The organism is Paraburkholderia sp. DHOC27, assembly GCF_003429005.1.
Taxonomy (GTDB): domain Bacteria; phylum Pseudomonadota; class Gammaproteobacteria; order Burkholderiales; family Burkholderiaceae; genus Paraburkholderia.
In genome coordinates this window covers 1,178,620-1,198,071 of sequence record NZ_QVQV01000001.1, presented here as the reverse complement: position 1 = coordinate 1,198,071, position 19,452 = coordinate 1,178,620, and the positions used below count along the sequence as shown (strand labels likewise).

Below are 19,452 nucleotides of genomic sequence, written 5' to 3'. Positions count from 1 at the left end.
AGTGTCCTAACATTATTTACCCTGGCTCATTTCCTCCCAACGCTGCCCAACGCCGCCCATGCGTTTGACTGACATTTCGCTTTCATTCGCTCGAATCACTGCGCGCAAGAGCGCCGCACGCACGGCGCCACCCATCAACGATTTGTAAGCTTGCGCAACGGGTTTATCCCGTCTTTAGCGCCTCAAGAATTGAAAGCAAATGCCGATAAATAACTGGTCTCCGAATGGGATAACCCTTTTGCGACTGATAAACCCAAAATAACGAAGAGAAAATCGAACAATGAAGAACCATCCGAGAAGCGCGGTCGTCTTGACATTCTCCGCTGTGGCAATGGCCGGAGCACTGTCCGGCTGTGTGCAGTTCACGCCGGTGAAAGACATTGCTAAAGACAAGCCCGGTTATCTTGCTGCCAACTTCACGATCGAATCCTTACCTTCGTCGGTGAGGGAAAAGCTTCCGCCGGAGGGATCGCATCCGTTGCCCTTCAAGGTCCTGTCCATTTCGGGTTCGGTCTCCGGACATATTGGCGCGAACAACACCTCGAGCAATTTCACTACGACCTTCGTCAACACCAAAGATACGGGTCTCGTGCAACAACTGCACGAGGTATCGTCCAATGGCATCCCGAGTGCCGCCACCTTTAGTCTCTCGTACCTCAACCTGTATTCGCTGAAGCAGGAAACCACCTCGTATTTCACGCCGATCGCTCCGCAGCCCAACATCGCGCACGACATCGACCAAAACCCGTTCAACATCGTCAAGCCGGAAGAAAACAGTACGTTCAGCACCACCGTGTCGTTGGGCTACCCTGCGCAACTGGTGAACTTTCGCGTCATCGTGGCGACCTGTCACACGGGACGGTATTACTCCGCATCGCGCGTGAACGCCGGGCTGTCCGGCAACGCTATCGACCTGGATTGCGAGGAAACCAAAGACGGCATCCTGCAGGACACGACGCGCCGCACCTATCTGAGCGAATACGGCATTTACGTGGTGCGTTCGGTGGCGACGGCGGCGGCGAAGCTGGAATGGCAATACATCCAGTTCGACAAGGACGGTCAACGCACGGAAAAGAGTTCCGGCGCGCCGGCCGTGGACAAACCTGCGTGAGCGAACTCTGGCTATACTGTCGCCACAAAAAGGTATAGACCCGTCCGCGTAGGTGAAAAGATGAAAGCGAAGTTGAAGGCTGCGAGTGCAGCAGTGCTGATCGCAGCCCTGTTGGCCGGTTGTGGCGATATGGCCGCCAAGAAAACCACGGGAGAGCCCGCGAACTACGGCACGTATCCCAACGATTACAAGGCGTTGATCGATACGTACCGCAAGACCACGCTCAATGATCCGTCGAGCACCGTGGTGCAGTATTTGAATGAACCCTCCACAGGCTGGACGCGCGTGGCAAGCGGTCCTGTGTTTGGCTACCGCGTGTGCCTGATCGTCAATGGCAAAAACAGCTACAACGGCCAGGTGGGCAACCTGCTCACGGAAGTATTCATCCGTAACGATGCCGTGGTGAGTTACCGTGCCGCGGATCATTCGAGCAGCGCCTATGACGCCGGCGTGCAGAGCGCATGCGAAGCGGTCAGCGCGAAATAACGCGCGTGTCCGCCACGCAGCCTGTCAACGCTCACGCCGATTGCACGCATCGCACGCATTGCACACACTGCACCGCGTGAGCACGAATCTCTCTGGAACAGCCCGCCATTTCATGCGGGCTTTTTTTTTCGCGCAGCCGTTAGCGGCATACTAGCCGGCTCACCGTTGGATCAAAGGCTTCTTTTGACCACCGGCTCGATCTTCTTCACAGGCAACCCTGAGTCGCGGTAATCTTGCGGCGCCACAATTTCCTGACATCACCAATGAAATCAAACAAGTCTTTTCTGGCTGTTGCGTTGACTTCTACCCTGCTGGCCACGGCCGGCGGCGCGGCGCAGGCAGCCGATGCCCCGCCGGTTGCCCCCGTGCGCCCGGTGACGGATACCTACTTCGGCACTTCGGTGGTAGACAACTACCGCTACATGGAAAACCTCAAGGACCCGGAAGTTCAGAGCTGGATGAAGGGCCAGGCGGCATACACGCGCAAGGTGCTCGATGCGATTCCGGGCCGCGCGGCGCTGGCGCAGAGCATCGAATCGTTGATGGGCAACGACCTGCACCGCGGCGACTTTACGGTGCGCGGCGAGCGCATTTTTTATCAGGTGCTGGAACCGGGCGCAAACCTGCCGAAGCTCGCGTATCGTGACGGCGTGAACGGCGTGGAGCATGTGCTCGTCGATCCGGCGAAGCTCGCGAAAGATAGCGCGCATCACGTCGCGCTCGACTGGTACTCGCCTTCCTGGGACGGCCGCTATGTCGCCTATGGCGTTTCTGAAGGCGGCTCGGAAAAGAGCGTGCTGCATGTGACCGATCTGCAGACCGGCAGCGACCTTGCCGAGACGATCGACCGCACGAGCGACTGCGTCGTCTCGTGGCGTAACGACAACCGCTCGTTCTTCTACCTGCGCTATCCGAAAGCGGGCCCCGACACGCCGCTGTCGAAGACCGAATACAACGCGGTGACCTTCCTCCATACGCTCGGCCAGAACACCAGCGGCGATGGCGATGAAGCCGTGTTCGGCCGCGGCGTGTCGGCGAAGCTCGACGTGGCCGAAGGCCAGGGCACGTATGTATTGCTCGCGCCGGATTCGCCGTACGCCGTGGCGGTGGTGAATCACAACATGGACAACAACCCGAACATCTTCTACGTGGCGCGTCTCGACCAGATTCATGGTGCGGATACGCCGTGGCAGAAGATCGCGAGCACGGAAGACGGCGTGACCGACGTGCAATTGCGCGGCGACCGGCTCTATCTGCTGTCCGAGAAAGGTGCTTCACGCTTCCAGATTCTCTCCATGCCGGCGGCGCATCCGGATCTCGCGAAGGCCGATGTGGTCGTGCCGCAAGGCGAGAACGTGATCGATACGTTCGCGCTCGGCAGCGATGCAATGTATGTAGGTGAACGCGCGGGGGCGAGCTTCCAGTTGAAGCGCATTTCGTTCGACGGCAAGGACACGCAGGATATCGCGTTGCCGTTTGGCGGCACGGTGGCGGGTCTGCGCACCGATCCGCGTCAGCCCGGCGCCATGTTCAGCCTGCAAGGCTGGGTCAAGGCGCCGCGTGAGTTCGCCTACGACCCCAAGACCAATGCGGCCACGGATACCGGCCTCGTGCCGCCGTCGAAGACGGAGTCTGATGCCTACGAGGCGCACGACGAGTTTGCCACCAGCTACGACGGCACGCGCGTGCCGGTGTCGATCATCGCGCAGAAGGGCGTGAAGCGTGACGGCTCGCATCCGACCATCGTGTTCGGCTACGGCAGTTATGGCCTCTCGATGGACCCGGTGTACCGTCCGCAATGGCAGGCCTGGCTCGCGCATGGCGGCATCGTCGCCGTGTCGCATATGCGCGGCGGCGGCGAGTATGGTGACGCATGGCACCGCGCCGGTCAGAAGCAGTGGAAGATCAATACGATGCTCGACTTCAACGCGAGCGCCCAGTACATGATCGACCAGCACTACACGCAGTCGAAGTTCCTCGCGGCGAATAGCGCGAGCGCGGGCGGCATCGTGATGGGCGGCGCCATGGAGATCAACCCGGCACTGTTCCATGTGGTGATGGACGACGTGGGTTTGTCCGATGCACTGCGTTTCGAAACGGAACCGAATGGACCGCCGAACGTGCCGGAAATGGGTTCAGCCTCGGATGAAGCCGGCTTTCACGGCCTCTACGCAATGAGCGCCTATGCCCACGTGCACGACGGCACGCCGTATCCGGCCGTCATCTTCACGACGGGCGCCAACGATCCGCGCGTCTCGCCGTGGCATATGCTGAAGATGGCGGCACGCATGCAGGCCGCGAGCAGCAGCGGCCGGCCGGTGTTGCTGCGCATCGACTACGACGCGGGGCATGGCATGGGTTCGAGCGTTTCGCAGCGCGCCAACCAGCTTGCTGACGAATGGTCGTTTGCGTTGTGGCAGATGGGCATTTCGGGCTTCCAGCCGAAGCACTGAGCGCGTAAGCGGCCGGGCGTCAGCGTTGCAATTGCAGCGCCTGGCCGCATGAAAAACGCACTGTGTGCCAGCACGGCGGCGCGCCCGCCGCCGGGCCGATGGCTCGATTTGCTAGACCTTCAAAGGGCCGCCAAACCGGTAAGCGCAAAGGTTGACGCCGGTGGGCGTCGCCTTCGTGCTGACGAGTTCGAATGAACACGGCGGCGTTCCCTCCGCAAAAAAACGCTTCCCGGTTCCCAGCAACACGGGATAGACGATCAGCAGGATTTCATCCACCAGACCTTGTTCGAGCAGCATCGAGGTCAGCGTGGAGCTTCCCCACAGAATCAGGCCAGGCCCTTCCAGCGCCTTGATGCGGCGCACGCCTTCCACGAGGTCCGGACCGAGCCATTCATACGGACCCCACGCGAGACTGTCGGGACGGCGCGTCGCGACATGTTTGGTGGCCGCATTCAGTCGATCCGCCATCGGATTGGCCGGTGCCGTTGGCCAGAATGCCGACCAGAGGTCGTAAGTGCGGCGGCCAAGCAGCAGGTCAAAGCGCTCGCCATGTTCGGCCAGCAGTGCATCGCGGCCAACCGGCGTGCGATACGGTACGGTCCAGTCCGCGTAGGGAAAGCCGTCTTCACCGGAGGCCTGGATCACGCCGTCCAGCGAAATGTGCTCCATGATTCTGAGTGTTCGCATTGCGTCTCCCTGATTGTGGTGGTGCGCATCATGCAGCCATGACTCGCCCCTGCCCTGCGTTCCAGGCACCCAGCCGATTCACCTGGACGCATTAGTATATGAAACTATGGATGAAAGGCCAGCACGCGAACCCTGCTTCACGGGAAGCACGACGCCCCCTCCTTCAACGCATTGACGAGAGACTGGACCCATGCCCGACAACCTGTCAGATGGTGCACTTCGACGAATGGCGTCAATCGTGGCACTGGTGGTGGCGCTGGGACTGGTCGTCATCAAGGTCTGGGCGTGGCTGGCAACGGGCTCGATCTCCCTGCTGACTTCCGCGGCTGATGGACTGGTCGACGTCGTCGCGTCCACCGTGACCTTTGCCGGCGTGCGCTATGCCGCGCGCCCTGCCGACCAGGGACACCGCTACGGGCATGGCAAGGCCGAGGCGGTCGCGGCCTTCGTGCAGGCATTGCTGCTCGCCGCCGCAGCGATTGGTCTCGGGGTCGAGTCGGTCCAGCGTCTCATCGTGCCGCAAGCGTTGAGCCAGACGGGATTCGGCATCTGGGTGATCGTTGGCAGCACGCTTGCCGCAGCCGGGCTCGTGACGATGCAAACCCTGGTGGTGAAGCGCACGGGCTCGACCGCCATTGCAGCAGACCGGGCCCACTACGTGACCGACGTGGCGGTAAACCTGGCCGTGCTGATTGCCCTGCTGCTCGAACGCTTTCTCGGCTGGGGACGCGCCGACGCCATCGGCGCGCTGGCCATCTCCGCCTACATGCTATGGAACGCGCGCGGTATGGCGGCTGACGCGTTGTTCCAGCTGCTCGATCGCGAACTGGATCTCGACGAGCGGGCGCGTGTCGAAGCAGCCCTGCTCCGCTGCGAGGGCGTGCAGGCTGTGCACGATCTCCGCACGCGCAACGGCGGCGATCGCGTCTTCGTTGAATTCCATGTCGAGGTGGATGGAGCGCTCACGGTTGCGGCGGGCCATGCGATTGCCGATCGTGCGGAAAAGACCGTGCAAGGTCTGTTCGACGCCGCCGACGTGACCGCGCATCTGGAACCTGCGGGCATTGATGACGAGCGTCTCGACGACCTCGTCAGCAAGCAGCCTTGATGTTGCCGTGCCCCTTTGCAGTGCAAACCATATCCCTTTTACGCGCCTTCTCACGATAGCCCCGTGTTCGCAGCGCGCGATCCGAATGCGCCTGCCTTTTGTCCGATATTCATCTGGTCGCCGCGAATATCGTGGACTACGCTTTCTCCTGCCACGCGACCTTCAGGCGTGGCTGACCCACGAAGTCACCATTGCGCGGACTTTCGTGCACACCTTCGGCACGTATCCGCCAACACCAGGCGAAACATAGCGGCCTGGTCAAGCGTTGCGCCAACAGATTGCGCTGGCCAACGTCGAGTCTTTCTCGCATCCCGCGCGGGAACCGACCGCCGCAGCGACGGCCCCTGTTTCTCTTTTCGCTCGTTCCCGCAAGCGGCGCTGCCCCGTATCGTCGCAGCGAATTTCTAGATTCAGTTACTTCAACTGCGCGTTTCGTCTCGCGAAGCTTCAGCGCTTGCGCGGCGTGCTGTTGCGCGCTCGATTGAACGGAAAGGAGATGACCATGAAGATCAAGCAATGCAAGCAACTCCGGCAATTCGGAGTGTTGTCGGCAATCACCGTTGCCCTGCTCTCACTGAGTGATGCCGCGCTCGCCGGTGATCCTGGCGGGCCCGGCGGCCCTGGCCGCCTGTGCTCCAACGCGACGCTCAGAGGCGCGTATGGTTTTACCGGTCACGGAGAAATTCTCGGTTTGATCGGCCCGGATAACAAGGTTCATACGTTCGCGTCCTCGGTGATTCTCGATGACGTTGCGCTCGTGACGTTCGACGGTGCGGGCAAATTTACGCGCACCGACTTCGGCATGATAGGCGGTGTGCCGAAAGGTGGGCAGACCACCTTCAACCCGTATCAGAGCGGTACGTATACGGTGAATTCCGATTGCACCGGCACCATGCAGATCGTTTATTCCGCTGGCGGACCGACGCCGGCCGGTGTGCAGACCGACCTCGAAATCGTGGTCGTTGCCGATGGCACGCTCATCGAATCCGTTGCTTCCCGAGGCATCACCGCTTCGGGCACGACACCGGACGGCGTGGTGTGTCCACCGTATTGCGAGCAGGCCGCGCAAGAACGCTTCGAAGGAAAGAAAATCCTGGTGTACGGCTTCCGTTAGTTTTGTGTGGCGCTCCGGCGTTTTTACGCGTCTCCAGATATCGCCCCTCTCCCCCATCCAGGTGATTGGATTGGCCAGGAAATGAGCGCACTATCTTCACTCTGGTTTGACGGGCCTCGCTCCACGTTCATCGCAGCGGGCCCGTTCGTTCTTTCCAGCATGATCTTGCTGGACTTCGCGGAGGAGACGCTCCATGCCCGAGTTGAATCTGATCATTCCTGCCGTTCTGGACCGCGCGCTCAAAGATGAAATGACAAAGACGGGGCTGAATGCGTCGTCCATCGTCGCATCAGCGCTGGCGGAATATTTGCACACGCCGTTGCACACGCTCTTCCAGGTGTCCACTTCCGGCGCATTGGTCGAAGGGGTGTACACGGGCGCCGTCTCGTCCGACGTCATCCTCGAGCACGGTGATTTCGGTCTGGGTACTTTCGAGAATCTCGACGGCGAAATGGTCGTGCTCGACGGTCATATTTACCGCGCTCGCGGCGACGGAACCGTAACAGAAGCGCCCGCCGATGCGCGCGCGCCGTTCGCGGTCGTGACACGCTTTGCCCCCGACGTCGACCTCCAGATTGCACCGGCTGATTCATACGACGCCGTGATGCAACGCTGCGATGAGCATCGACGCTCGAACAATATTTTCTACGCGGTGCGTCTCGATGGTCAGTTCCATCAGGTCCGCATGCGCGCAGTGAGTCCGCCTGCCAGCGGTGCGCGCCTGATCGACGCTGCAAAGACGCAGTCCGAGTTCGAACTCAGCGAAGTGCGCGGCACGCTCGTCGGCCTGTGGTCGCCGGGCTTTTCGAGCGCGTTCAGCATTGCCGGCTATCACTTTCATTTCCTGTCCGAAGACCGCGCGCATGGCGGCCATCTGCTCGGATGCTCTACCGCTGCTTTGCGCCTGCGTATCGAAGCGCTCACGGATTTTCATCTCGCGTTGCCCGAAAACGAATCGTTCCTCAAGGCGGATCTGAGCAAGAACTCCGCGGGTGAACTCGCTTACGCCGAACAGGCTCATTAGGAGTAGCTTCATGTCTAACGAAACTGACAACGCGCAGCGCATCGGCGCCGACCTGGTCGTGCAGACGCTCGAAAGCCAGGGCGTCGAATACGTGTTCGGCATTCCTGGCGCAAAGATCGACGCGGTGTTCAACACGCTCGTCGACTCGAAGATCAAGACCGTCGTGTGCCGCCATGAACAGAACGCCGCGTTCATTGCCGGCGGCATTGGCCGCATGACAGGCAAAGCCGGCGTGTGCATCGCGACCTCGGGGCCCGGCGTCTCGAACCTGGTCACCGGGCTCGCCACCGCGAACTCCGAAGGCGATCCGGTTGTCGCCCTGGGCGGCGCGGTTGCCACGGGTGAGGCGCTCAAACATCTGCACCAGACGATGGATTCGGTGTCGATCTGCAAACCGGTCACCAAATACAGCGCCTCGGTGGGCGCGCCGCAAGCGGTTGCGGAAGTGCTCAGCAACGCCTTTCGCGCGGCCGAGTCGGGTCGTCCCGGCGCCGCCTTCGTCAGCTTGCCGCGCGACGTCATGGCGGCGCCCGCGGAGGGCAAGTTGCTGGTTGCCCCTGCATTCGCGGGTCAAGGGCCTGCCGACAGCGGCGCGCTCGCGGAAGCCGCCCGCCTGATCAACGCAGCGCAAACGCCGGTGGTGCTGCTCGGCCTGCTGGCAAGCAAACCGGCCAATGCCGACGCCGTGCGCGAGTTGATCGCCGCGAATCACTTGCCCGTGGTCGGGACATTCCAGGCCGCTGGAGCAATTGCCGCGCACTTGCTGGAAGATTTCGGCGGCCGCGTGGGTCAACTGGCCAATCAGCCTGCGGACCGCCTACTCGATGCCGCGGACCTGGTGATTACGGTGGGCTACGATCCGGTGGAATATTGGCCCACGCTGTGGAACAAGAACCGCGACCGCTTGATCGTTCACGTCGACACACTGCCCGCCGATCTCGATTCCTGGTATTGCCCAACCGTCGAATTGACCGGCGATATCGCGCAGAGTCTCACGGCCTTGAATGCGCTCGTCAAGCGCACGCAGCAATCGTCGGTGTCGACGACGATCCTGCGTTCCATCAAGGAAGAGCGTGCACGCCTCGATGAGGAAGCGGGCCGACTCAATGGCACACCGGTTCATCCGCTCAGGATCGTGCATGAACTGCAGAAACTGCTCGAACCCGATGTCACGCTCTGCCTCGACATGGGATCGTTTCATCTGTGGTTTGCGCGCCATCTGTATAGCTTCCGGTCGCGTCAGGTGTTGATCACGAATGGCCAGCAAACGCTCGGCGTTGCCTTGCCGTGGGCAATAGCCGCGACCCTCGTGCGGCCCACGGAAAAAGTCATTTCGATTTCCGGCGATGGCGGCTTCCTGTTCTCGAGCATGGAACTCGAAACGGCGGTGCGGCTGAAATCGAACCTCGTGCATCTGGTGATGATCGACGGCGAGTACAACATGGTCGCAGTGCAGGAGATCGCCAAATATGGCCGCCCGTCGGGCATCGAACTGGGACCGGTGGACACCGTGAAGTATGCCGAGGCCTTCGGCGCGGTTGGTCTCATGATCCGTACCGCTGATGAAATTGCTCCGGTGATGAAGCGGGCGCTCGAAATACCCGGGCCTGTGGTGGTGGGCGTGCACGTGGACTACCGGGACAATCACAAGCTCTTCGAAATGGTCCACGACAACGCGTTCCACTGAGACGGATTTGCACTGATCGCGACGCAGACAGCACGGCGCCCCACGTTCCGATGGAGCGCCGTTGCCAACGCGCCGCCTATTTCGCCTCGTCGAACGCCGTGCTGCGCGTCAGCGTCTCCCAGGTGTCGAACTCGCGAGCCAGTGCGGCAAGCTGTTTGCGCGCGAGTTCAAGTGCGTCGGCTCCAAGCAGCAGATGCAGTGGCGGTTGCGGCGCCTTCAGTGCCTCGATGATGGCGAGCGCGCCTTTCACCGGATCGTTCTGCTGCTTGCCGTCCGAGGCCAGCAGGGCATCGCGCTGCTGACCCAGGGTTGACGCAAACTCGGCGAGCCGCACGCTGGATTGCTGCATCGAGCGGCCGCGAAAATCCGTCCTGAAGGCGCCCGGTTCGACCACTGTCACGCCGATACCGAACGACGCCATTTCCTTGGCAAGCGTTTCCGAAAGCCCTTCCACTGCATACTTGCTGGCGTGATAGTAGCCGACGTTCGGAAAGGTGGTCAGTCCTCCTATTGAACTGACATTGACGATGTGTCCGCTGGCGCGCTGGCGCATACCCGGCAGCACGGCCTGCATCATGGCGATGATGCCGTGAATGTTGGTATCGAACTGCGCGCGGATCGCTGCATCTTCGCCCTCCTCGATGGCGCCGATATAACCGTAGCCCGCATTGTTCACCAGCACGTCGATCTGGCCGAAACGCTCGTGCGCCGCCTTGACCGCTGCGCCGACCTGCCGGACATCCGTAACATCGAGGCCCACCGCGAGCGCTCGCTCGCCGTAGCGCTCCGTCAAATCGCGCACCGTATCCGGCTGGCGCGCCGTGACGACCGCGCGATAACCGTGTTCCAGAACCTGCTCGGCCAGCGCGCGGCCCAACCCCGACGAACTTCCCGTAATCATCCACACTGCGTTGTCATCAAGCATCGCTGCTCCCTTTCATGTTCGACGTTCGCGTGACGGCACCGGCGTCGGCCGGTGCCTTGACCAGAAGAAAGCATAGATGCGACTATTCATTCAATCATCCCGGACAATTCGCATGGGTCATGCAATCAGATAAAACGATGTCGCGTGGCGTGCTCGATGACCTTGCGGCCTTCGCGGCAGTCGCACGCACCCGAAGCTTCTCGCGTGCCGCCGCGGAATTGAACGTGTCCAATTCCATGCTGAGCTACACGATCAAGCGTCTGGAGAGCCGCCTTGGCTATCCGCTGCTGCGCCGCACCAGCCGCAGCGTGGCGCCCACCGCGGAAGGACACACCCTGCTGTTGGCGCTGGAACCCGCGCTGGATGCGATCGACGGCGTGCTGTCCGAGCTTGGCCGAACGCGTGATTGCATTTCCGGTACGGTGCGTATCACCGCGACACGACAAGGCTATGAGGCCGTCATCCGGCCCGTGCTGAACGACTTTTGCGCCACCTATCCGGAAGCAACCGTCGAAGTGATCGTCGACTACGCGTTCCAGGACATCGTGTCCGGCCGCTTCGACGCCGGTATCCGTCTCGGCGAGAAGCTCGAACAGGACATGGTGGCGCTGCCGGTCGGCGCGCCGCTCAGGATGGCGGTGGTCGCGTCGCCCGCGTACTTCTCCACGCATGGCACGCCGGCAGCGCCTGAAGACCTTCAGCAACACCGCTGCATCAACTACCGGATGGAAAGCGCGGGCAGCCTGTATGCATGGGAGTTCGAGAACGGCGATCGAAAACTGAAAGTGGCGCCGCCGGGACCGCTCACCTTCAACGAGCCGGAGCTGATGCTGCAAGCCGCCGTCGACGACCTCGGCGTGGCGTATGTGCTCGAACACGAGGCCGCGCCTCATATTGAAAGCGGACGGCTGATGCGGGTACTGGACGCATGGTGCGCGCCGTTTGCCGGCTTCTTCCTCTATTACCCGTCACGCAAGCAGGTTTCGCCGGTGCTGGCGGCGTTGGTGAAGCGCCTGCGCGCCTAGCCGCGCGAATTTGTCGAACCGTGGTTGGTGATTGCCCGTATCCAGGCTACCGTTATGAGCGGGCCGTTGTTCACGAGGAGAACTGATCCGTGCCGAATATCCTTGAAAACGTCGAACACGTCGTGGTCGTGATGTTCGAAAACCGTTCGCTCGACACGATGCTTGGCTGGCTCTATCCCGCAGGGAGCACGCCCTCCACCGTGCTTCCCGCCGGGAGTTCTGCGCAATTCGACGGCGTTCAGGCGAGCATGTCGAATCCTTCGAAAACGGGCGCGGCAGTTCCGGTGACAACGGCGGCGGCGAGCAGCACGGTGCCCAATCCCGATCCGCAAGAGACCTTCGACAACGTCACGCAGCAAATCCTCGGGCCGGCCTCCGCCATAGGCGGTTCGCCACCCACGCCGATGCAGGGCTTCGTGATCAACTACCAGACCACGACGGCCACCGACGCAACCCAGGTCATGCAATGCCACAGCACGGCGCAATTACCCGTGCTGACCACTTTGGCGCGCTCGTACGCGGTGTCCGACGCGTGGTTCGCCTCCGTGCCGAGTCAGACGTGGCCCAACCGCGCATTCGTGCATACCGGCACGTCGAACGGGCATGTGAACAACGGCAATCCACCCGACCCGCTGAAGTGGGACATGCCCACCATCTTCAATGTGCTCGTCTCGATCGGCGCCAGCTGGTCGGTCTACAGTGACACGATATTGACACCGTCGCTCACACGCACGATGCTCCCCAAGCTGTGGGATGTCACGCTTTCGTCGCATTTCAAGGGCTTTCCCGCGTTCGTCGATGCCTGCGCGAACGATGCGCTGCCGCAATACTCGTTTATCGAACCGAGCTTCCTCGTCGACCCCACCGACCAGCACCCGCCGCACGACGTTCTCGCCGGCGACGCGTTTCTTCATGCCATCTGGACTGCGGTAAGCACTTCGCCTGGCTGGAAGGAAACCTTGCTCATCATCACCTTCGACGAGCACGGCGGCTGTTTCGATCATGTCTTGCCGCCGGCTGGCGCAATCCCGCCCGACGACGCCAGCACGCCGGGAGACGAAGCGTTTGGATTCGACCGCTTTGGCGTGCGGGTGCCGATGGTGGTGGTATCGCCCTATATCGCGCCCGGCACGGTGTTCCGCTCACCCACGGCGGTGCCGTACGACCACACGTCCATTCTCGCTACCTTGCGCGACTGGCTCGATATTCCCGCGTCGAAAATGCTGCCGAGCAAACGGATCGCCGCCGCGCCGACCCTCGAACAGGTGCTGACCTTGAGCGCGGCGCGCGAGGATATACCGGGCATCGAGAGTCCTTTGGCGAATTTCGTGCAGCCGGCGCCGAGCGAACCGCTCAACGATCTGCAGAAGAGTCTCGTGTCAGGCACCGCGCGCCGCTTCGGACTCGATCCCGCGGCGACTGTCGCGCCGATGACCACCCGGCAGCACGCAGTGGACTTCTTCAAGCGCAGGACGTCGCAGGCGAATTCTTAATGGGCCGATGGCTCACTGAACAGATCGAGCGTCTCTGCGTGGACCATTGCGGCCTGTTTCGCCGTCTTCGGTCCCCAGCGCGCGTCTTCGAGAATCAGCAGCCGTTCCTTGCGATCGAGACCGCCGGCAAAACCCGTCAGTTCGCCTGACGATCCGATCACGCGGTGACACGGCGCCACGATCGAAATGGGATTACGCCCGTTCGCGGCGCCGACGGCACGCACCGCCTTGGGGCTGCCGATCGACACCGCGATCTCGCCATACGTACGCGTTTCACCGTACGGTATCTGGAGCAGCGCGTGCCAGACCTTCTTCTGGAACGTGGTGCCGCGAAAGTCGAGCGGGATGTCGAACTCGCTACGCTTGCCCGCGAAATACTCTCCCAGCTGACTTTCCAACGTGAGCAACGTCGGATCGTTCGTCGCCTCGTGCAACGCGCCAAGACGGACCCGGCCAGGCCGGTCGTTCTCCCAGAGGATCGCGACCAGCGCCGCGAAACTGCTCACCAGCGTCAGCTTGCCAACGGGTGACGCAATGGTCTTATAGAAAAACGGTGAGGATGGATGCGGCTCCATATCTGACTCTCAAGGTTGACTAACAGCGACGTTCACCATCTGCGCCCGGCTTCAGATCATTTCAAGGGCAAGGGCAATGCCCTGACCGCCGCCAATACACAGGGTCACGATGCCGCGTTTCAAACCATCGCGGCGCATGGAGTGGATCAGCCGCGTGACGAGCACCGCGCCGGTCGCGCCGATTGGGTGACCATGTGCAATCGCACCGCCCTCCACGTTGATGATGTCTTGCGGCAGTCCCAACCTGGCGGCGACCGCCAGCGGCACAGCGGCAAACGCTTCGTTGATCTCGATGCGCTCCACGTCGCTCAACTGCCAGCCCGCACGCTCCAGCGCAATGGGGACCGCCGGCACCGGGCCCAGTCCGAAGAGGCCAGGTTCGACGGCAGCGATACCGTATGCAACGAGGCGTGCCGCTGGCTCGATACCCTGCTTTTCCGCGTAGTCGCGCCCTGCCACCAGCATGGCTGCCGCCCCGCTGTTGAGCCCCGGCGAATTGCCCGCGGTAATCGAACCTTCGGGACGAAACGCGGGGCGCAGCTTCGCCAGCACCTCGACGGTCGTATCCGGGCGCGGCTGCTCATCGCGCGCGAACTCGACCGTGCCTTTGCGTCCCGGTACCTGCACCGCGACCAGCTCTGCGCCGAACACACCACGTTCCTGCGCCGCCGCGAAGCGCTGTTGCGAGCGCGCGGCCCACTCGTCGAGCATGCCGCGCGACAATCCCGCGTTCGTCACGAGGTCCTCGGTATGCCAGCCGGAATGACGGTCCGAAAATGCATCGTCGAGGCCGTCACGCAACACGCTGTCGAGCATCTCCGTGTGGCCCATGCGCTTGCCCCACCGGCCGCTTTCGAGCAGATACGGCGCACGGTCCATGTTTTCCATGCCGCCCGCCACCGCGACGTCGCCGAGTCCGAGTGCAATTTCCTGTGCGGCGGTCACGATGGCCTGAGCGCCCGAACCGCAAACACGGTTCACGGTCAGCGCCGGCACGGACACGGGAACCCCGCCATGTATCGCGGCCTGCCGGGCAGGATTCATCTTGTTGCCCGCCTGAATGACGTTACCCATCACCACCGACGACAACGCGCCGGCATCCAGCCCGCTTCGCCGTAGCGTCTCCTGCACCACGAGCGCGCCGAGTTGCACGGCAGGGACGTCCTTCAATGATCCACCGAACGCACCAATCGGCGTTCTCACGGGACAGGCAATCACGACTTCACGTGCGTTCATCACAGCTCCTGTTCGAGGTCGGCGTCGGCCGAAAAAATCTGACTAAATCATGCCCTTTCAAAGATTATAAGCGTAATCCATATAGCTCGCTGAGCGCCTCGCGGGCAGTACCTTCGTCTAATTGTGGCGTGGGGAAGTGTCGTGTCACACTGCCTCATCGATGTCGAGCAGACGGCCGCGTGATGTTTCGACGGCAGCCCGTGCACAACGTTGCCTCCGGTGGAGAGTGAAATGGAAACTCAAAGCAATGTATGGGAGCAGACCGTGAAGGTTCTTGCGCGGGTCTCGTCGACAGACAAGTGTTGCGATGCGCCCGACGTGCTTCGGGACGACAGCATTCTTCATGACAAATGGCGCAAGCGTGCCGTCGAATGCGGCATACCGCCGTCCGCCTATGTGTCGATTCTCGAACGCACCTCCCGGTCCGTGGTGTGGATCTGCTGGTGTGATGCGACCACAGGAAGATACGGCGAACAGTGCTGGAAATTGCGCAGCTCGAGGAGCCGGTCGGTTTGCGCGTTGAGCGGCGCGACCATTCATCGTGGCGATCCCATTTACAAGCCGTATGCACGAGGCCGCAGCCCCGGCAATGTGTGTCACGTCATCCTGGCGGAAGCACTGGAAAAACTGGAGCAAGGCTTGGCCGCGCGAAACACTTCGGACAACGATGAAGTGCCTTGCGTGCGTGACGTGCAGCAATCCAGAATTCACGCGCAGCCGCGTGAGTTGCATGCATGATTTGCACGCATGGATTGCGCGCATGATCGCAGCAATGTCGTCATCAATATGAGTCGGCGGTATCGTATGAATCCCCACAAGCGGTCACGCAGCGTCGTTGAAGTGCTCGAAGCCATCAAGGCGAGCTTGCTGCCGCTGCCCGACCTTCTCGTAGAAAGCCTGTCGTTGCGTCACCATATTGCGCTCGAAATGATGCGCCTCGGAATGGGTTCGAGCGAGCATCTGCATACGCTGATGAAAGTAGTCGCGTTGGCGGGGGTTCTTGCCGACGATGGATACGGCCAGCTCTCCCAGGAAGACCGGCTCGCCGCTCAGGACGCAGCACAAGCCGCCCTGTTGCATGGTCAGGAACTGGGCAAATGGTTTCTTGCAGCGGACGGGTTCGACATCATCGCGAAGATGGTGTCGCTCCACGACGAGCAACTTCGTATCGCGCCTTTCGCGGCTGTGTTCACAGCCGGCAAACAGATCGATCAGTCCATACCGCCGCAAACGGGCGCGTATTTGACGTGGTGAATTTGACGTGGTGAATGCGCGGGGAGCGCGGGTTGCAGAGCCGCGCAAGGTCTCGCGTTGATTTCAAAGCGGCGCACCAAGGCGCCGCATAACGCGGCCCTCCTTGGTGACGCCCCCTGTTTGACCCGAAACGTCAGGCGGTTTTCAGCGCGTTAAGGTGCGCCATGCCGATATCACCCACCAGCTTCGCCTGAATCGGCTCGATGGCCGTATTCGCCGCAATCGCACCAAAATCCAGCCCCACGGTCACGCGATTCGGACGCTGGCCTGCCGGTTTCGCCACCAGGTCGACGATTACCTTCGCAATATCATGCGGGTCGGGCGCACCTTCCGAAGCAAACAGACCCCCCAGGAATTCCTCGAAGCCCGCCTGCAATTTCGAAAGATCGCCATAGCTCTCCGCGCGGGCCGGATCGGCCGGCTTCTGGATCGCCGTATACAACTTGGTCGGATAAGGACCGGGCTGCACCAGCACCACATCAATGCCCTGTTGCGACAGCTCGTAACGATAGCCCTCGGTCACCGCTTCCACCGCGTGCTTGGTCGCGCCATACAGTGCGAAGAACGGCAGCGTTACGCGGCCGAGAATCGAGCCGATGTTGATGATGAGCCCGCTCTTCGCCTGGTGCATGCTCGGCAGCGCCGCACGCGTCACGCGCTGGATGCCGAACACGTTCACATCGAACATCGCACGAGTCTGTTCCGGCGTGAAGGTTTCCTGAATGCCGCCCGCCGCGATGCCGGCGTTGTTGATCAGCACGTCGAGCTTGCCGTCCGTCTTTGCGAAGAGCGCCTTGAAGGCGGCGTCGACGCTTGCATCGTCCGTGACATCGAGTTCAAGCGTTTCGATGCCTTTGGCGTTGAGCGCCTGCGCGGCTTCGCGATGACGGCCGTTCACGTCGCGCATCGTCGCAAATACGCGGTGACCGGCGGCGGCCAGCGTCTGCGCAATGTCGTTACCAAAACCGTTCGAGGTGCCGGTGATGAGGATCGTCTTGGACATCCTGGTTCCTTTGAAATGACCGATGCGTTTGAAGTAAGACGGCGACGAAGCGACGCGAAAGCGACCTCGCAGTCGTTGTCGTGAGGTTCAGCGCCGGAATCCGCTGTGCAATGAAACGTAAGTCGGGGTGCAGCCCGAAACGATGATCTTCGACGCGTACGCGCCTGATCGTGAGCGTCGCGCGAGGATCAGCCTCCCGCGAGGTCGTCATCACGAGTACATCACACCGGCATGAGCGCCACAATTGGACGAAGGTATCGCTTCGCAGTCAGCGTGAAGTGGTGGCTCGTCACGAGGGCATGCGTTATCTATGCCCTCGTGACCCTCTCCGCTTAACCCAAAACGTCAGGCGGTTTTCAACGCGTTGAGATGTGCCATGCCGATATCACCCACCAGCTTCGCCTGAATCGGCTCGATGGCCGTATTCGCCGCAATCGCACCAAAATCCAGCCCCACGGTCACGCGATTCGGACGCTGGCCGGCCGGCTTCGCCACCACGTCGACGATTGCCTTCGCAACATCATGCGGGTCGGGCGCGCCTTCTGAAGCAAACAGACCACCGAGGAATTCCTCGAACCCCGCCTGCAACTTCGTCAGGTCACCATAGCTCTCCGCGCGGGCCGGATCGGCCGGCTTCTGGATCGCCGTGTACAGCTTCGTCGGATAGGGGCCGGGCTGCACCAGCACCACGTCAATGCCCTGCTGCGACAGCTCGTAACGATAGCCCTCGGTCACCGCTTCCACCGCGTGCTTGGTGGCGCCATACAGTGCGAAAAACGGCAGCGTTACGCGGCCGAGAATCGAGCCGATGTTGATGATGAGCCCGCTCTTCGCCCGGTGCATGCTCGGCAGCGCCGCACGCGTCACGCGCTGGATGCCGAACACGTTCACATCGAACATCGCGCGGGTCTGTTCCGGCGTGAAGGTTTCCTGAATACCGCCTGCTGCGATGCCGGCGTTGTTGATCAGCACGTCGAGCTTGCCGCCCGTCTTTGCGAAGAGCGCCTTGAAGGCGGCGTCGACACTCGCATCGTCCGTGACATCGAGTTCGAGCGTTTCGATGCCCTTGGCGTTGAGCGCCTGCGCAGCTTCGCGATGACGGCCGTTCACGTCGCGCATGGTGGCGAATACGCGGTGACCGGCAGCGGCCAGCGTCTGCGCAATGTCGTTACCAAAACCGTTCGAGGTGCCGGTGATGAGGATCGTCCTGGACATCATGTTTCCTTTAAAAAGAAGCTTACAAGTGTGTGGAACCTGCTGGATATTCCGCTATGAGCCTCGTTACCGATCCTGCGCAGAAGTCGCTATATGCCTTGCCAGCGCTTTTTCTGTAACGAACGTTACGGAATATAGGCGGCCCGATTTCTGGCGTCAAGGATTTTTTTAACGTACACTACAGATATCGGTTTTGGCGAGGTGAGGTAGGTGATGTTGCGAGGACGTCCAAGGGAGTTCGACCGGGAAAAAGCGTTGACTGAGGCCATGCTGCTGTTCTGGCGCAAGGGCTTTCACGCCACCTCGCTGCGTGACCTGGGTGAGGCGCTGGACATTCGCATGCCGAGCCTCTATGCCGCCTTCGGCAGCAAGGAAGCGCTCTACGTCGAGGCGGTGGATCTCTACATGCGGGTCACACGAACCCTGCTATGGCAGCACCTCGAGAATGGCGAACCGGCGCGCGCGGCCATCCGGGCACTTTTACTGGCAACGGCAAAAGAGTTGACCAATGACGAAGCGCATCCGGGTGGCTGCATGGTGACGTTTGCCACGACCGATGAAGACATGCCCGCCGACGTCGTCACGGCGATCCGGCAGGCGCGCGAGGCCTGGCTCGACATCATTCGCGAGCGGCTTCAAGTCGCCATGAAGGAAGGCGAGCTGCCAGACTCGACAGATGTGAACGGCCTGAGCCGCTTCTACTTTTCAATGGTGCAGAGCATTGGCATTCAGGCGCATGACGGTGTGCCTTACCCCGAACTCGAGACGATCGTCGACATTGCGATGTCGGCCTGGCCTGGGTCGCCTGCTACAAGCGCGGCCCCAAAAAAGAGCCGTGCGGCGTAACACGTCACACTGACCTTCGCGTGATCCTGCACGCTGCCCGCGGGGCACGAAGCCCCTCGGAAGCTCACGAAACCTGGTCTCGTGTTTACCCTCATCGTGTGCATCTACACATGATAGAAAGCCTCCGACACCGGCACAGCGCGCCCGCTTTTGTCCCATCACCAGCGGCAGGAAATCGACGCTAACCCAAGTGCGCAGCGCGTGCCTGCG

At 61.5% G+C, this 19,452-nt stretch carries 18 protein-coding genes; 12 read left to right on the top strand and 6 right to left on the bottom strand.

Annotated elements, in window-relative coordinates:
* Positions 1-310: 310 nt before the first annotated feature.
* The 3 genes from D0B32_RS05240 (at position 311) to D0B32_RS05230 (ending at position 4,050) form a co-directional block, all read left to right on the top strand.
* Positions 311-1,111 carry a hypothetical protein gene (locus tag D0B32_RS05240; protein ID WP_147329495.1) on the top strand — a complete coding sequence of 267 codons (801 nt, stop codon included), beginning with the start codon at positions 311-313 and terminating at the stop codon, positions 1,109-1,111.
* A 60-nt stretch (positions 1,112-1,171) separates the two neighbouring features.
* Positions 1,172-1,597: a hypothetical protein gene (locus tag D0B32_RS05235; RefSeq protein ID WP_117332584.1), complete on the top strand. Its 426-nt coding sequence runs from the start codon at positions 1,172-1,174 to the stop codon at positions 1,595-1,597.
* A gap of 263 nt (positions 1,598-1,860) precedes the next feature.
* Positions 1,861-4,050 (top strand): prolyl oligopeptidase family serine peptidase, encoded by a 2,190-nt coding sequence (locus tag D0B32_RS05230; protein WP_117332583.1) that lies wholly within the window; start codon positions 1,861-1,863, stop codon positions 4,048-4,050.
* Positions 4,051-4,161: 111 nt separating this feature from the next.
* Here D0B32_RS05230 and D0B32_RS05225 read toward each other — a convergent pair whose 3' ends face one another.
* A complete protein-coding gene (locus D0B32_RS05225) occupies positions 4,162-4,737 on the bottom strand; it encodes a dihydrofolate reductase family protein (protein WP_117332582.1) in 576 nt (191 codons plus the stop codon).
* 226 nt (positions 4,738-4,963) lie between these two features.
* On the opposite strand from D0B32_RS05225, the gene D0B32_RS05220 reads away from it, so the two are divergent.
* The 4 genes from D0B32_RS05220 to alsS all read left to right on the top strand — a co-directional run bounded on the left by D0B32_RS05220 (position 4,964) and on the right by alsS (position 9,670).
* Positions 4,964-5,845 carry a cation diffusion facilitator family transporter gene (locus tag D0B32_RS05220; protein WP_117332581.1) on the top strand — a complete coding sequence of 294 codons (882 nt, stop codon included), beginning with the start codon at positions 4,964-4,966 and terminating at the stop codon, positions 5,843-5,845.
* A 502-nt stretch (positions 5,846-6,347) separates the two neighbouring features.
* Positions 6,348-6,959: a hypothetical protein gene (locus D0B32_RS05215; RefSeq protein WP_117332580.1), complete on the top strand. Its 612-nt coding sequence runs from the start codon at positions 6,348-6,350 to the stop codon at positions 6,957-6,959.
* Positions 6,960-7,152: 193 nt separating this feature from the next.
* Entirely contained in the window at positions 7,153-7,983 is an 831-nt protein-coding gene (gene budA, locus D0B32_RS05210) for an acetolactate decarboxylase (protein WP_117332579.1), read from the top strand.
* Positions 7,984-7,993: 10 nt separating this feature from the next.
* Positions 7,994-9,670 carry an acetolactate synthase AlsS gene (gene alsS / locus D0B32_RS05205; protein ID WP_117332578.1) on the top strand — a complete coding sequence of 559 codons (1,677 nt, stop codon included), beginning with the start codon at positions 7,994-7,996 and terminating at the stop codon, positions 9,668-9,670.
* A 76-nt stretch (positions 9,671-9,746) separates the two neighbouring features.
* Here the strand turns inward: alsS and D0B32_RS05200 are convergent, their stop codons facing one another.
* A complete protein-coding gene (locus tag D0B32_RS05200; protein ID WP_117332577.1) occupies positions 9,747-10,595 on the bottom strand; it encodes an oxidoreductase in 849 nt (282 codons plus the stop codon).
* A gap of 119 nt (positions 10,596-10,714) precedes the next feature.
* Between D0B32_RS05200 and D0B32_RS05195 the strand changes: the two genes are divergently transcribed.
* Together D0B32_RS05195 and D0B32_RS05190 are read left to right on the top strand one after the other, a co-directional pair.
* Positions 10,715-11,620, top strand: a complete 906-nt coding sequence (locus D0B32_RS05195; protein WP_259294879.1) for a LysR family transcriptional regulator — start codon at positions 10,715-10,717, stop codon at positions 11,618-11,620.
* Between the two features lie 89 nt (positions 11,621-11,709).
* Positions 11,710-13,113 carry an alkaline phosphatase family protein gene (locus tag D0B32_RS05190; protein WP_117332575.1) on the top strand — a complete coding sequence of 468 codons (1,404 nt, stop codon included), beginning with the start codon at positions 11,710-11,712 and terminating at the stop codon, positions 13,111-13,113.
* On the opposite strand, the gene D0B32_RS05185 is transcribed toward D0B32_RS05190, so the two are convergent.
* Both D0B32_RS05185 and D0B32_RS05180 read right to left on the bottom strand, forming a co-directional pair.
* Positions 13,110-13,688, bottom strand: a complete 579-nt coding sequence (locus D0B32_RS05185) for a methylated-DNA--[protein]-cysteine S-methyltransferase (RefSeq protein WP_117332574.1) — start codon at positions 13,686-13,688, stop codon at positions 13,110-13,112. The two genes, D0B32_RS05190 and D0B32_RS05185, sit on opposite strands and share 4 nt — an antisense overlap.
* Before the next feature lie 51 nt (positions 13,689-13,739).
* Positions 13,740-14,924, bottom strand: coding sequence for a thiolase family protein (locus D0B32_RS05180; protein WP_117332573.1), 1,185 nt, complete (start codon positions 14,922-14,924; stop codon positions 13,740-13,742).
* A 231-nt stretch (positions 14,925-15,155) separates the two neighbouring features.
* Here D0B32_RS05180 and D0B32_RS05175 point away from each other — a divergent pair, with 231 nt between their 5' ends.
* Both D0B32_RS05175 and D0B32_RS05170 read left to right on the top strand, forming a co-directional pair.
* Positions 15,156-15,662 carry a DUF3331 domain-containing protein gene (locus D0B32_RS05175; RefSeq protein WP_117332572.1) on the top strand — a complete coding sequence of 169 codons (507 nt, stop codon included), beginning with the start codon at positions 15,156-15,158 and terminating at the stop codon, positions 15,660-15,662.
* 66 nt (positions 15,663-15,728) lie between these two features.
* Positions 15,729-16,178 carry a hypothetical protein gene (locus tag D0B32_RS05170; protein ID WP_147329494.1) on the top strand — a complete coding sequence of 150 codons (450 nt, stop codon included), beginning with the start codon at positions 15,729-15,731 and terminating at the stop codon, positions 16,176-16,178.
* 133 nt (positions 16,179-16,311) lie between these two features.
* On the opposite strand, the gene D0B32_RS05165 is transcribed toward D0B32_RS05170, so the two are convergent.
* Together D0B32_RS05165 and D0B32_RS05160 are read right to left on the bottom strand one after the other, a co-directional pair.
* Positions 16,312-17,181, bottom strand: a complete 870-nt coding sequence (locus tag D0B32_RS05165; RefSeq protein ID WP_117332570.1) for an SDR family oxidoreductase — start codon at positions 17,179-17,181, stop codon at positions 16,312-16,314.
* A gap of 345 nt (positions 17,182-17,526) precedes the next feature.
* Positions 17,527-18,396 carry an SDR family oxidoreductase gene (locus tag D0B32_RS05160; protein ID WP_117332569.1) on the bottom strand — a complete coding sequence of 290 codons (870 nt, stop codon included), beginning with the start codon at positions 18,394-18,396 and terminating at the stop codon, positions 17,527-17,529.
* A 255-nt stretch (positions 18,397-18,651) separates the two neighbouring features.
* Between D0B32_RS05160 and D0B32_RS05155 the strand changes: the two genes are divergently transcribed.
* Positions 18,652-19,242, top strand: coding sequence for a TetR/AcrR family transcriptional regulator (locus D0B32_RS05155; protein ID WP_181969719.1), 591 nt, complete (start codon positions 18,652-18,654; stop codon positions 19,240-19,242).
* The last annotated feature ends 210 nt before the right edge of the window (positions 19,243-19,452 follow it).